This window comes from Amycolatopsis sp. NPDC058986 (assembly GCF_042741125.1).
In the GTDB taxonomy this organism is placed as follows: domain Bacteria; phylum Actinomycetota; class Actinomycetes; order Mycobacteriales; family Pseudonocardiaceae; genus Amycolatopsis.
The window spans coordinates 15,653-28,571 of the sequence record NZ_JBHYJW010000068.1; the positions used below are offsets into that span (position 1 = coordinate 15,653).

Consider the following 12,919-nt stretch of genomic DNA (forward strand, 5'->3'; position numbering starts at 1 on the left):
GGGTTTTTTTTTTTTACACCGAGCGGGCCCCGGGGCCCCCCCCCCCCCGGGGCCCCCCCCCCCGGTCCGGGGCGCAGACGGCCAGGTCGAACCCGGCGTCCTCGCCGAGTGCGAGCGCGGCCACGAGCTTCCCGGCGAACGGCGCCAGCGTCAGTCCCGCCGCGCCGAACCCGGTGGCGAGCACGAGGCCGTCCGCCGCCCGTCCGAGTACCGGCACCCCGTCCGGCGTGCCCGGCCGGAAGCCCACCCGCGTCTCGGCCAGCGTCGCGTCGGCCAGGCCCGGCGCGACGGCGAGCGCGTGCTCCAGCACCTCGCGCTGCCCGGCAGCGGTGACCCGGTGGTCGAAGCCCGCGCCGGATTCCCGGGTCGCCCCGGCGACGACCCGCGAGCCCGGGAACGCCAGCAGGTAGTGGCTCGTCCGCGGCAGCACGACCGGCCACGCCGACGTCTTCGCCGGTACGTCGAAATGGCTGATCTGCCCCCGCTGCGGTGTCACCGGGACCCGGATTCCCAGCTGCGCCACCAGATCCGCGGTCCACGCGCCCGCGGCCGCCACGACGACGTCAGCGTCGAAGACCTCGCCGCCGGCCAGGACTCGCGACGCCTTGCCGGGCCGCGGCGACAACCGGGCGTGACTCGCCACCAGGCGCGCGCCCCGGCGCCGCGACGCCGTGAGCAGCGCCTGGCGCACCTGACGTCCGTCGACCCTGGCCGCACCGGACAGGTGGACCGCGCCCAGTTCCGGCGCCAGCGGCGGGAACAACTCCCGCGCCTGTACCGGATCGAGCCGCCGGATCTTCCCCGCGCCCGGCGCGATCGCCGCCCGCTCGGTGAGACGCCGTTCCCTTTCGCCGAGTTCGCTTTCGTCTTCGGAGACGAGCATTCCGCCCACGACCTCGTACGACGACGCCTCACCGGTCTCCTCGGCGAGTTGCCCGGCCAGTTCGGGGTAGTACGCGGCGGCGGCCGACGCCAGCGGGAAGAGCGCGTCCTCCCAGTGCGAGGTCCACGGGCTGACGATCCCCGCGCCCGCCCCGGTCGCCGCCCCGGCCAGCCCGGCGTCCACCACGACGACCTCCGCGCCGCGACGGACCAGGTGATACGCCGTCGCCGCGCCCGCGATGCCACTGCCGATCACGATCACACGCATACCGGGACCCTGCCCCAGCCGCGCGGTGCGGTTCAACGCTTACCGCGGTAAGTACCAATCCGACCAAAAGGAGGCGGACACGGTCCGCAGCCGATCTGCTCGTAGGTACCCGTTTCCGCCGTGGCTGACGTCGGATTGGTAAACGAACGGCACAGTATTCGGTTGCGCGCGCTCGAGCGGGTGCGGGATGCTCTGCGCGATCCGGCAGGGAGCCGGTGGAGAGCGAGGGAGGTGGCCCCGATGGCGATGACCGTCCTGGGTGCTGCCCGCACCCGTCCACCCGCCCCCCGAGGCTGATCCGCGTCTTCCGCGCGCCCGGTGGGGCATCCCTGAACCAGGAGAACCCACCAGTGCGTCAGCACGATTTCGACGAAGACCACAAAGAGCACGAGTTCAACGACCGTTTCGACCGCTTGGCCCGGCGCGCCCGCCGCAACCGCCAGCCCGGGCCCGAGCGGGCCGGCCGGATCACCGAAAGCGAACGCGTCCGCCTCGACCGGCTGCGTGAGGACGCCTACACCGAAACGGCACTGCCCGACGGCGCCGACCGCTGGACCACCTGGGACGAGGCCGAGCAGGGCCCGCTCCCCCGGCCGGACTGGGTGATCACCGGGCTCGGCGCGGTCGACACCGACCTCGGCGTGCTCAAGACCGGGAAGGAGGCCGACGTCCATCTGCTGCGCCGCAACCTGCCCGGCACCGAGGGCGTCCTGCTCGCGGCCAAGCGGTACCGCAGCGACGAACACAAGCTGTTCCACCGGGACGCGGGCTATCTCGAAGGCAGGCGCATGCGCCGGTCACGGGAGAACCGCGCGATGGCGGGCCGCACGACCTTCGGCCGCAACCTGATCGCCGAACAGTGGGCGGCCGCCGAGTTCGCCGCGCTGTGTCGCCTGTGGACGATGGGGGCGCCGGTCCCGTATCCGGTGCAGCGCAACGGGACCGAGGTGCTGCTGGAGTTCCTCGGGGACGACGACGGCGCGGCGGCACCCCGGCTGGCCCAGCTGAGGCCCGAACCCGGCGAACTGGCCGACCTGTGGCAGCAAGCCGTCGCGGCGCTGGAGCTGCTCGCCGGCGAGGGCGTCGCCCACGGTGACCTCTCGGCGTACAACCTGCTCGTGCACGAGGGCAGGCTCATGGTGATCGACCTGCCGCAGGTGGTCGACGTCGTGGCCAATCCCGGCGGTCTCGAGTTCCTCGCCCGCGACGTCCGCAACCTCGCGGGATGGTTCCACGCGCGGGGGCTTTCCGAGCAGGTCACGGCGATCGACGACCTGCTGGCGGAGCTGACGCGGGCCGCCGGGCTCGGCTGAACGGGTGACGCCGCGGCCGCGCGCACCCGGCGCGGCTGCGGCGTTGCCCACACCCGGGCGCCTCGATGCGAAGTCGCAGCGGGGACTCCGGTACAGTGATGACAGACCGCAACCGGCGGCGTGGATGAGTTGGTGTCCGTCGCCTCCAAAGCCAGCCGAATGGCTCGCGGTATCCGAAATGACCAAAGCGGCGCGCGGTGTCGACCACACGGTGTGCCGGGTTCGTCCCTGTGAACGCCCACCGCACACCATCTTGTCCGCCTGCGCGCGGACAGCCCGGGCCTCCTTGCGACGTACCACGTCCGAGAGGCATTTGTGACAGTCACGTTCAACCATGGCCCTTCCTCCGCGCGCGCGGACCGTCCCCGGGGACGCAAGCCGCGTCACCGCGGCGCGGACACCGGCCGTCCCGCCCCCGCTTCCGCGGACGCCGGAATGCTGCGCGACGACGCGGTGGAGACCGTGGTCACCAAGACCTTCGCCCAGCTGGGCCTCCCCGAGGAACTGCTGCGCGCGCTGGCCGCCGCCGGGATCGACAAGCCGTTCCCGATCCAGTCGGCCACCATCCCCGACGCGCTGGCCGGACGTGACGTCCTCGGCCGCGCGCAGACCGGTTCCGGCAAGACGCTCGCGTTCGGCCTGGCCATGCTGGCCCGGCTCGACGGCGGCAAGGCCCGTCCGAAGCGCCCGCGCGCGCTCGTGCTGGTGCCGACCCGCGAGCTGGCCATGCAGGTGGCCGACTCGCTGACCCCGCTGGCCAAGGCCATGGGCCTGTGGTGCCGCACCGCCGTCGGCGGGATGGCCTTCGGCCGCCAGGCCGACTCGCTCTCCCGCGGCGTCGACCTGCTCATCGCCACCCCCGGCCGGCTGTCGGACCACGTGCGGCAGGGCACCGCGAACCTCGGCGACTGCAACTTCATCGCGCTCGACGAGGCCGACCAGATGGCGGACATGGGCTTCATGCCGCAGGTCCGCGAGATCCTCGACCTGACCCCGCCCGGCGGGCAGCGGCTGCTGTTCTCCGCGACGCTCGACGGCGACGTCAACAAGCTGGTGAAGCAGTACCTGGCCGACCCGGTGACCCACTCGGTCGCGCCGTCGACCGCCAGCGTCACCACGATGGACCACCACCTGCTCCAGGTCTCCCACCAGGACAAGCAGGACATCGTCACCCAGATCGGCGCCCGCGAGGGCCGCACGATCATGTTCGTGCGCACCAAGCACCACGTCGACCGGCTCGCCGAGCGGCTGCGTGAGCAGGGCGTGCACGCGGGGGCGCTGCACGGCGGCAAGACGCAGGGCCAGCGCAACCGGGTGCTCGCGGACTTCAAGGAGGGCCACACCCCGGTGCTCGTGGCCACCGACGTGGCCGCCCGCGGCATCCACGTCGACGACGTCTCGCTGGTGCTGCACGTCGACCCGGCCGCCGACCACAAGGACTACCTGCACCGCGCCGGCCGCACCGCGCGCGCCGGGGCGTCGGGTGTCGTGGTCACCCTGGTGACCAACGACCAGCGCCGCACCGTCCGCCGGATGACCGACCGGGCGGGCGTCCGCGCCGAGTCCACCATGGTCCGGCCGGGCGACGCCGCGCTGACCGAGATCACCGGCGCCCGTGAGCCCAGCGGCGAGCCCGTGGTCGAGCGTCGCCGCGAGTCCCCGCGCCGTTCCGGCGGCCGCGGCTTCGGCTCCCGTGACAACAACCGCGGCTACGGCGAGCGTCGTGGCGGCGACCGCGACCGCGGTGGCTACGGCCAGGGCTCGCGCGAGGACCACGGTCACCGCGAAGGCCGCCCCGGCGGCTTCAACGGCCGTCGCCCGCGCTTCGGCAACGGTGGCGGCAACGGCGGAGGCCGCCCGCAGCGTCCGGGCCGCCGCCCCCGCCGCTTCGACAGCTGAGCCCAACGGAGAACTCGCGTGATTCGGTAACGAACTCGCGTGATTGGACGGAGATCTCGTCCGATCACGCGAGTTCGCTCGTCCCGGCCCGATAAAGGGTTTGCCGCGGCGTGGGCGGGTGGCTAGGTTGGGTCGGTCGGTGTTGTCGTCGAAGGGTGCCGGGACGTTGATCTTCTGAGGGTTTTTCGCTTAGCCAAGCCGAAAAAGCCTTCGAGGAGACCCGTATGTCTTCGTCCATCGTCGTTTCCGACCTCGTTTTCGCCTGGCCCGACGGCGGGCCGGTGTTCGACCACACCACGTTCACCCTCGGTCCCGGCCGCACCGGCCTGATCGGCGGCAACGGCACGGGCAAATCCACCCTGCTGCGGCTGATCAGCGGAGCGCTGACGCCGTCGGCCGGGTCGGTTTCGGTGCGCGGCAGGCTCGCGTACCTGCGGCAAGACCTCGTCCTCGACCCGGACCGCCCGATCGACGACCTGCTCGGCATCGCCGCGATCCGCGCGGCGATCTCGGCCGTCGAAAGCGGGGACACCGACGAACGGTTGTTCGCGGTGATCGGCGACCAGTGGGACGTCGAGAAGCACACTCGCGCCACACTCGACCAGCTCGGCCTCGACGCCGTCCCGCTGGACGGCAGGGCCGGGGAGCTGTCCGGCGGCGAACTCGTCCTGCTCGGCCTGGCGGCGCAGCTGCTGCGCCGTCCGGACGTGCTGCTGCTGGACGAGCCGACCAACAACCTCGACCGCCGCGCCAGGGAGATCGTGCACCACACGGTCCGGCAGTGGCCGGGCACGCTCGTGGTCGTCTCGCACGATCGCGAGCTGCTCGACCTCGTCGACCGGATCGGCGAGGTACGCGAGCACGACGTCACCGTGTTCGGCGGGAACCTCACCGCGTTCGAGACCGCGCTCGCCGCCGAACAGGAGGCGGCCGAACGCCGGGTCCGGGTCGCCGAAGCCGATTTCGCGCGGCAGAAACGCGAACTCGCCGAAGCACGCGTCAAGCTCGCGCGGCGACAGCGCTACGCCCGTAAGCAGTGGGAGAACAAGCGCGAGCCCAAGGTCCGGATGCGCAAACGCCAGGAGGACGCCGAAATCGCGGCCGGGAAACACCGGATCCTGCACGCGGATCGGCTGGCGCGGGCGACCGAACGGCTCAAGAGCGCCGAGGACGCCGTCCGCGACGACGACGTCATCCGCGTCGACCTGCCCGCGACGACGGTCCCCGCGGGCAAGGAGGTACTGCGGCTGAACGGGGTGGAGCTGCGCAACGGGCCGGTCGTGGATCTCGACGTCCGCGGTCCCGAGCGGATCGCGATCCTCGGCGCGAACGGCGCCGGGAAGACCACGCTGCTGCGAACGCTCACCGGTGCACTGCCCCCGCTCGCCGGGGAGGCCGAGGTGCTGGTCCCGGCCCGGATGCTCCCGCAACGGCTGGACCTGCTCGACGACGAAGTTTCCGCCGTCGGGAACGTGCGGCGCGCGGCGCCGTCCGTGCCGGACAACACCGCGCGGGCGTTGCTGGCCCGATTCCTGGTGCGGGGCAAGAACGCGGACCGTCCGGCGGGCAGCCTGTCCGGCGGTGAGCGGTTCCGCGCGACACTGGCGACGCTGCTGCTGGCCGAACCCGCGCCGCGGCTGCTGATCCTGGACGAGCCGACGAACAACCTCGACCTGGCCAGTGTCCGGCAGCTGACGAGCGCGCTGACGGCGTTCGGCGGGGCGCTCGTGGTGGTCTCGCACGACCACGAGTTCCTGCGGGGACTCGGGATCACCCGCTGGCTGCGGCTCACGGACACGCTGCACCCGGTCGGCCCGCCGTGACGCGCCGGGTGGGAGACTGCGGGACGTGAACGCACCGGTCCCTCCCCAGCTCCCGCCCGACCAGGTCTTCGACTGGCTCGACGCCGAAGCCGAGAAGCGAGCCGGTGCGGGCCTGACGCGTAAACTGCGGCCCCGCCCCGCCCAGGACCACGAACTGGACCTCGCCGGGCACGACTATCTCGGCCTGGCCAGGGACAAGCGGGTCGCCGGGGCGGCCGCGGCCGCCGCGTTGCGCTGGGGTGCCGGGGCGACCGGATCCCGCCTGGTCAGCGGGTCCACCGAACTGCACACCGAACTCGAGCACGAGCTGGCGCGGTTCTGCGGCGCGCAGGCCGCGCTGGTGTTCTCCTCCGGGTTCACCGCGAACCTCGGCGCGGTCACCGCGCTCTCCGGCGCCGACGCGGCGATCGTGACCGACAAGCACATCCACACCTCGCTCATCGAGGGCTGCCGGCTCTCGCGCGCGGACGTGGCGGCGGTGGCGCACGGCGCGCCGTCGGCGATCAAGCACGCGCTGGCGACGCGCCGCAAACCGCGGGCGCTCGTGGTCACCGATTCGGTGTTCTCCGTGGACGGTGACCTGGCGCCGCTGGGCGAACTCGCCGAGTCCTGCCGGGCGCACGGCGCGGCGTTGCTGATCGACGACGCGCACGGGTTCGGCGTGCTCGGCGAGGGCGGGCGCGGCGCGGCGCACGCGGCGGGGCTGGCCGGCGCGCCCGACGTCGTCACCACCATCACGCTGTCGAATTCCCTTGGTACGCAAGGCGGTGCGGTGCTCGGGCCACGCCGGGTGATCCGGCATCTCGTCGAATCCGCGCGCAGCTTCATCTTCGACGCCGCGCTCGCCCCGGCGAACGCCGCCGCCGCGCTCGCCGCACTCGGTGTCCTCAAGGCGGAGCCGGACCTCGCGGCAAAGGTCGTCGACGCGGCGGGCACCATCGCCGGTCAGCTCATGTCAGCCGGTTTCCGGGTCAGCCTGCCCGAAGCGGCCGTCATCTCCCTGAAGGCGCCGTCCGCGGAAGCGGCGGCGTCCTGGGCGGCGGCGTGTGCCGAGCAGGGTGTGCGCGTCGGGTGCTTCCGGCCGCCGTCGGTGCCGGACGGGGTTTCGCGGCTGCGGCTGACCGCGCGCGCCGATCTCGCCGAGTCCGATGTGGACAAAGCGGTGAAGGTGATCAGCGCGACGGCTCCGCGCGGCGCCACATCGTGATGTGCGGGATGCCGTCCTCGTCCTCGAACACCTCGCCCTCGGCGATGAATCCGAAGCGCTCGTAGAAACCCCGCGCGTACGTCTGGGCGTCGAGCACGTAGTCGGCGTCCCCGTGCTCGACGAGCGCGACCTCCATCAGCCGCGCCGCGAGCCCCCGGCCACGGGCTTCCTTCGTCGTGCACACGCGCCCGATGCGCAGCACTTCGTCCGGATCGGACAGCACTCGCAGATACGCGTCGACGCCGTCCTCCCCCTCGAACCACAGGTGGCTGGTACCGGGCTCGAGATCCCGTCCGTCCACTTCGGGATAGGCGGCTTTCTGTTCCACGACGAAGACGTCGACGCGCAGCCGCAGGATGTCGTGCAGCTGCTCGGCGGTGAGTTCGGGACCGGAGGCGATGAACGGGGTGTGCACGCTTCTGCTTAGCACACCCCGCCGCTCCGGTCAGCCGAACAGGCGGGGCTGCTCGTGCTCGGCGATCTGGTCGGCGTAGGTGGCGACCCGGGTGTAGACGCCGGGTTTCCCGGGCTGGCCGCAGCCGACGCCGTAGGAGACGATGCCGATCAGCGTGTCCCCGACAACCAGCGGGCCGCCGGAGTCGCCGGTGCAGGCGTCGATGCCGCCCTTCGGGTAGCCGGCGCAGACCATGCTCTTCGCGTCGTACACGTCGTACCCGCTCTTGCAGGTCGCGTCACTGGTCACCGGGACGACGGCGCTGCGCAGGTAGTCCGAGCGGTCGCCGCCGTCGGAGACGCGGCCCCAGCCGAGCACGGTGGCCTTCGTGCCCTCGCGGTAGGCGTCGCTGTCCGAGGCCGTGGCGACCTTCGCGGGCCGGTACGGCAGCCTGCCCGCCACGGTCAGCACCGCGATGTCGTCACCCTTCTCCGGCCGGGTGAAGTCCGGGTGCGTCCACATCTTCGACACCTTGAACACCTTGCCGTCGGAGGACCGCTTGTCCTCCCTGCCCGCGACGACCCGGACCTCGTCCTGTTTGACCGCCGCCGCGCAGTGCGCCGCGGTGACCACCGTGGTCGAGCTGACGATGACCGCGCCGCAGTACTGGTAGTTGTTGCTGTCGGTCAGGTACACCGCGTACGGGTGATCGGCCAGCGACGCCTTGTCGCCGCCCACTATCCGGGGTTCGACGCCGCCGGTGTCCTGCGCGATCGCGTTACCGACCACGACCGGCACCACCGCCGCGGTGAGCAGCAGCGCTCCGGCCGCGAGCAGCCAGGGGCGGCGCGAGGTCTTGGGCATGAGTCGATCCCTTCACCGGGGTACTGGGCTGTGCGGCGCGAGCACTCGGGAGCTGGACGACTCCAGCGTGTACACGAGCGGCTGCGCATACCCTAGTCGGCGAAAGCCCGAAATGGTGTCACTGGAACGGGTGGTTTCCCTGCGCTGCGTCGCCACCCAGCCGTCACCCCGGCGGGAACATCGGCGTGGTTCCCGGGGTTGGCTAGGGTGAACGACCGGCTTCTCACGCGAAGGATGACAAACGTGCCCCACTACGACCTGGTGATCGTCGGGACCGGCTCGGGTAACTCGATCCTCGACCCGCGGTTCGCCGGCTGGAAGACCGCCATCGTCGAGAAGGGCACGTTCGGGGGTACCTGCCTCAACGTCGGCTGCATCCCGACGAAGATGTTCGTGCACGCGGCCGACGTCGCCGCGACGCCCTCGAAGAGCGCGCGCCTCGGTGTCGACGAGGAGCTGCTCGGGGTGCGCTGGCGTGACGTCCGGGACCGGATCTTCGGCCGGATCGACCCGATCGCCGCCGGTGGCGCCGACTACCGCCGCAGCCACGAGGACAACGCGAACGTCGATCTGTACGAGGGCGAAGGACGGTTCACCGGGCACAAGGAGCTCCGGGTCTCGTTCCCGGACGGGCGTCCCGACGAGGTGCTGACCGCGGACCGGTTCGTGCTCGCCGCGGGCGGGCGCCCGGTGATCCCGGACGTGCCGGGGCTGGCCGACGTCGGCTACCACACCTCCGACACCGTGATGCGGCTCGACGAGCTGCCCGCGAGCATCGTGATCCTCGGCGGCGGGTACATCGCGGCCGAATTCGCCCATGTCTTCGCCTCGTTCGGGGTCGCGGTGACCGTGGTCAACCGCTCGGGGGCGCTGCTGCGCTCGGAGGACGAGGACGTCAGCGCGCGGTTCACCGAACTGGCGTCACAGCGCTTCGACGTCCGGCTGGACCGCAAGACGGTGCGGGCCCGGCGGACCGAGGCCGGGATCGCGCTGGACCTGGAGGGGCCGCGGGGCGCCGAAACCGTCGAGGCGGAGCAGCTGCTGATCGCGACCGGGCGCACCCCGAACTCCGACCTGCTCGGCCTCGACGCCACCGGAGTGACCACTGTGGACAGTGGGCACGTCGCCGTCGACGAGTACCAGCGGACGGTCGTGGACGGCGTCTACGCACTCGGCGACCTCTCCTCACCGCACGAGCTCAAGCACGTCGCGAACCACGAAACCCGGGTGGTGCAACACAATCTGCTGAACCCGGACGCCCCGATCGCCGCGGACCACCGGTTCGTCCCGCACGCGGTGTTCACCTCGCCGCAGGTGGCGTCGGTCGGCCTGACCGAACAGGCCGCGCGCGAGCGGGGAGTGTCCTTTGTGGTCTCGAAGCAGGACTACGCCGGGATCGCCTACGGCTGGGCGATGGAGGACACCACCGGCTTCGCGAAGCTCCTGGCGGACCCGGCGACCGGCCTGCTCCTCGGCGCGCACATCATCGGCCCGCAGGCCTCGACGGTGATCCAGCCGCTGATCCAGGCGATGAGCTTCGGCCTCGACGCACGCAGCATGGCGCGCGGCCAGTACTGGATCCACCCCGCCATGCCGGAACTCGTCGAGAACGCCCTGCTCAACCTGCCCCTGGACTGACGCGCTCCGCGCCCCCCATCACCAGGGTGTCCCCCCACCCGCCCTGGGGGGCGACCCCGACAGCAGTCTATCGCCGGGGTACGACAGAACCCGGTTTCCGGCGCTGGGGAACGGAAGTTGTCCACAATCGCCGGGGGCTGTGGATGGGCTTCCTGTTGCGGGATTCGTGGATTTGCTGGGTTTCAGGGGCGGTTTTCGTAGCGCGGCGGGACGCTGAAGCGATGGCGGTGTCCTGAACGACGCGTAAGGGACGATCAACGTCCCGAACGGCGCGTTCGGGACATGACCGCGCCGCCAGGAGCCAGAGGACCGGGAGGACCCGGGACGCGGATGAGCCGAGGGACGCCCTCGGTGCACCAGACGCGCCGAGGGACGCCCTAGTCGCGCTGAACGCACCAAGGGCGTCCCTCGGTGCGGCGCGCCCCCGGAGTCCCCGCCGTAACAAGCCGAAGGACGCTTTCAGCGCGCTGAAAGCGTCCTTCGGGCCCCACAACCCCGGGGCTCAGATGTAGCGGCGGCGTCCGGCCAGGAAACCGAAGGCGATCTGCGCGACGTAGACCACCAACATCACCAGCCACGGGATCGTCCAGCCGCCGGTCACGTCGTGCAGCGTGCCGAAGAGGAACGGGCCGAGCGCGGCCAGCAGGTAGCCGAAGCCCTGCGCCATCCCGGACAGCCGCGCGGTGTCCTCGCCGCTCCTCGCCCGCAGCGCGATCACGGTGAGCGCGAGCGAGAAAACGCTCATCCCCAGGCCGACCAGCAGGCTCCACAGCAGCGGTACCGCCGCCGGCGCGACGAGCAGCCCGACCATCCCGGCGAAACCACACAGCCCGAGCGCGACGATCCACAGGCTCTGGCTGCCCTGCCGCGCGGCCACCGGCGGCACGAGGAGGCTGATCGGGACGGCGATGATCGAGATCAGGCCGAGCAGCAGGCCCGCGTCGCCCTTGCTGACACCGGCGTCCATCAGGACCTGCGGCAGCCAGCCCATCACGACGTAGGCGAGGAAGGCCTGGAGCCCGAAGAAGATCGTCACGATCCAGGCCAAGGGGACACGCAGCAGCGATCGGCTGCTCCCCCTGGCGGAAACCTCGGGCCGCGGCGCCCGTCCGGTGCCCCGGGCTGCGAGAATCCAAGCGAAGAACGCGATCCCGGCAAGCACCGCCCAGCTGCCGAGCGCCTGCCGCCAGCCGCCGAGCGCGGTGTCCAGCGGCGGGGTGAGCGCCGAGCCGAGCGCGCCGCCGCCTTGGAGCGCGGCGGTGTAGACACCGGTCATCATGCCGATGCGGGCGGGGAAGGAGTCCTTGATGACCACCGGGATCAGCACGTTGATCAGCGCGATCCCCGCCGTCGCGACCAGGGTGCCGCCGAGGACGACGTACGGTCCGTCCAGCACGCGCAGCACCAGCCCGACCGTCAGCACCGCCAGCGCGGCCCCGATCGCCGTGCCGATGCCGAACCGCCGGGAGAGCAGCGGCGCCGCCATCCCGGCGGCGGCGAAGCACAGGCCGGGCAGCGTGGTCAGCACGCCGGCCCAGATCGACGAGGCGCCGAGGCCGTCCCGCATCTCGCCCAGCAGCGGCCCGACGCTGGTGATGGCGGGGCGCAGGTTCAGCGCGGTGAGCACCACCGCGACGGCCAGCAGCACCCCACCCGCGATGACACCGGCGCGGCGGGGTCCCACGTCTTCCACGGCGCCTTCGAGTTCGAGTTCGAGACGCTCGGCATATCCCGGCTCCGCGGAGCGGGATTCGACGGAGGAGGACGGGACGGAACCACGGGAATCGACACGCACGTCGGCTACTATTACATACGTAGGATGATTGGATGAAGGGATTACTCTGTGCCTTTGGCCACGACACGCCGGGCCGGTCTGGTGGACCAGGTCATCGAGCAGCTGCGGGGCGCCGTGACGCGCGGGGAATGGCCCATCGGCGAGCGCATCCCCACCGAGCCCGAGCTGGTCGAACAGCTCGGCGTCGGCCGTAACACCGTCCGAGAGGCTGTGCGCGCGCTCGCGCATTCCGGCCTGCTGGAGGTACGCCAGGGCGACGGCACCTACGTCCGCGCGACCAGTGAGGTGTCGGGCGCGATCCGGCGGCTGTGCGGCGCGGAACTACGCGAGGTACTGCAGGTCCGGCGGCTGATGGAGGTAGAGGGCGCGCGGCTGGCCGCGGCCGCGCGGACCGAGGAGGATCTCGCGGAACTACGCGAGCTGCTGGACCGGCGCGACGCCGACCTGCGGAGCAAGCAGGTGGCCGAATTCGCCCGCACGGACGCGGAGTTCCACCTCGCGGTCGTGCGCTGCGGGCACAACACCCTGCTCACCGAGCTGTACCGGGGACTCTCGGAGGCGATCACCGCGAGCGTCGCGGCGACGCTCGACGACCCCGAGCACGCCCAGGAGATCAAGCACCGCGGGATCGTCGAGGCCATCGCCGCCCAGGACGCGGACCGTGCCGCCGCGGAGGCCTGTGGCTTCCTCGACGAACTGCTCGACCGCCTGGCGCGCAAGCAGCAGAACGAGCGGTAGCGGCGCGGGGTGCGGGGGGCCCCACCCCCCGCCCCCCCCCCCACCCCTAGGCCGGGTGGTGGGGTACGCCCCGGCGGCGGGGCGCCACCAGGGGGGTT

Annotated in this window: 10 protein-coding genes; 6 read left to right on the plus strand and 4 right to left on the minus strand. The window is 72.0% G+C overall.

The features are described 5' to 3' along the window. Nucleotides 1–13: 13 nt before the first annotated feature. A complete protein-coding gene (locus ACFW0G_RS38645) occupies nt 14–1,150 on the minus strand; it encodes an NAD(P)/FAD-dependent oxidoreductase (RefSeq protein WP_378330477.1) in 1,137 nt (378 codons plus the stop codon). Nucleotides 1,151–1,500: 350 nt separating this feature from the next. Between ACFW0G_RS38645 and ACFW0G_RS38650 the strand changes: the two genes are divergently transcribed. The 4 genes from ACFW0G_RS38650 (at nt 1,501) to ACFW0G_RS38665 (ending at nt 7,392) form a co-directional block, all read left to right on the plus strand. Continuing rightward, nucleotides 1,501–2,463, plus strand: a complete 963-nt coding sequence (locus ACFW0G_RS38650; RefSeq protein ID WP_378330478.1) for a serine protein kinase RIO — start codon at nt 1,501–1,503, stop codon at nt 2,461–2,463. A gap of 315 nt (nt 2,464–2,778) precedes the next feature. Then, nucleotides 2,779–4,362 carry a DEAD/DEAH box helicase gene (locus ACFW0G_RS38655; RefSeq protein ID WP_378330479.1) on the plus strand — a complete coding sequence of 528 codons (1,584 nt, stop codon included), beginning with the start codon at nt 2,779–2,781 and terminating at the stop codon, nt 4,360–4,362. A gap of 224 nt (nt 4,363–4,586) precedes the next feature. Continuing rightward, nucleotides 4,587–6,185, plus strand: a complete 1,599-nt coding sequence (locus ACFW0G_RS38660) for an ABC-F family ATP-binding cassette domain-containing protein (RefSeq protein ID WP_378330480.1) — start codon at nt 4,587–4,589, stop codon at nt 6,183–6,185. A 25-nt stretch (nt 6,186–6,210) separates the two neighbouring features. Next, nucleotides 6,211–7,392, plus strand: a complete 1,182-nt coding sequence (locus ACFW0G_RS38665) for an aminotransferase class I/II-fold pyridoxal phosphate-dependent enzyme (protein WP_378330481.1) — start codon at nt 6,211–6,213, stop codon at nt 7,390–7,392. Here ACFW0G_RS38665 and ACFW0G_RS38670 read toward each other — a convergent pair. Continuing rightward, on the minus strand, nt 7,358–7,807 hold the full coding sequence (locus tag ACFW0G_RS38670) for a GNAT family N-acetyltransferase (RefSeq protein ID WP_378330482.1): 450 nt from the start codon (nt 7,805–7,807) through the stop codon (nt 7,358–7,360). The genes ACFW0G_RS38665 and ACFW0G_RS38670 overlap by 35 nt on opposite strands. 30 nt (nt 7,808–7,837) lie before the next feature. Beyond that, nucleotides 7,838–8,650, minus strand: coding sequence for a S1 family peptidase (locus ACFW0G_RS38675; RefSeq protein WP_378330483.1), 813 nt, complete (start codon nt 8,648–8,650; stop codon nt 7,838–7,840). Between the two features lie 243 nt (nt 8,651–8,893). Between ACFW0G_RS38675 and ACFW0G_RS38680 the strand changes: the two genes are divergently transcribed. Next, nucleotides 8,894–10,288 (plus strand): mycothione reductase, encoded by a 1,395-nt coding sequence (locus tag ACFW0G_RS38680; RefSeq protein WP_378330484.1) that lies wholly within the window; start codon nt 8,894–8,896, stop codon nt 10,286–10,288. Nucleotides 10,289–10,790: 502 nt separating this feature from the next. Here the strand turns inward: ACFW0G_RS38680 and ACFW0G_RS38685 are convergent. Further along, on the minus strand, nt 10,791–11,981 hold the full coding sequence (locus ACFW0G_RS38685; RefSeq protein ID WP_378330499.1) for a CynX/NimT family MFS transporter: 1,191 nt from the start codon (nt 11,979–11,981) through the stop codon (nt 10,791–10,793). Between the two features lie 150 nt (nt 11,982–12,131). On the opposite strand from ACFW0G_RS38685, the gene ACFW0G_RS38690 reads away from it, so the two are divergent. Next, nucleotides 12,132–12,821, plus strand: coding sequence for a FadR/GntR family transcriptional regulator (locus ACFW0G_RS38690; protein ID WP_378330485.1), 690 nt, complete (start codon nt 12,132–12,134; stop codon nt 12,819–12,821). The last annotated feature ends 98 nt before the right edge of the window (nt 12,822–12,919 follow it).